Source organism: Pseudomonas sp. Pseusp97 (assembly GCF_047304025.1).
Lineage (GTDB): Bacteria > Pseudomonadota > Gammaproteobacteria > Pseudomonadales > Pseudomonadaceae > Pseudomonas.
On record NZ_JBGLYK010000486.1, the window covers coordinates 1 to 543 of the forward strand.

2 protein-coding genes are annotated in these 543 nt (G+C 63.7%); both read right to left on the minus strand.

What is annotated here, in order from left to right; genetic code table 11:
• Positions 1-329 (minus strand): ABC transporter ATP-binding protein (locus tag ACCC94_RS30035; protein ID WP_413353217.1); only part of this gene is annotated, 329 nt, incomplete at its 3' end.
• The coding region (locus tag ACCC94_RS30040; protein WP_413353218.1) for an ABC transporter permease at positions 322-543 on the minus strand (222 nt) is incomplete at its 5' end. The genes ACCC94_RS30035 and ACCC94_RS30040, both read right to left, overlap by 8 nt.

The following is a 543-nucleotide window of genomic DNA, read 5'->3' on the forward strand; positions in this document are numbered from 1 at the left end:
AGCCTTTCCATCTCCAGGCCGTAGGCGATGTTGCCGCGCACGGTCATGTTGGGGAACAGCGCGTAGGACTGGAACATCAGGTTCAGCGGACGCTTGTTCGGCGGCAGCGGCGAGATGTCCTGGCCATCCAGGTAGATGGCGCCGGCGCTGGGCGTCTCGAAGCCGGCGATCATGCGCATCAGGGTGGTCTTGCCGCAGCCTGAGGGGCCGAGCAGCGCGAAGAACTCGTTCTGGCGGATGCTCAGCGACACCTGGTCCACCGCCGTCAGGCCCTCGCCGTAGGATTTGCTCACCTGCTCCAGCACGAGCAGGTCGGATGGCTTAGTCATGGGCTTTGGGCACCTTGTTCAGACGTTGGGAGGCGAACAGCGCGGTGAAGCTGACCAGCATCACCAGGGTGGCGAGGGCGTTGATTTCCGGGGTCACGCCGAAGCGGATCATCGAGTAGATCTGCATCGGCAGCGTGGTGGAGGCGCTGCCGGAGCCGGAGTTGAAGAAGGCGATGATGAATTCGTCCACCGACAGGGTGAACGCCAGCAGCCC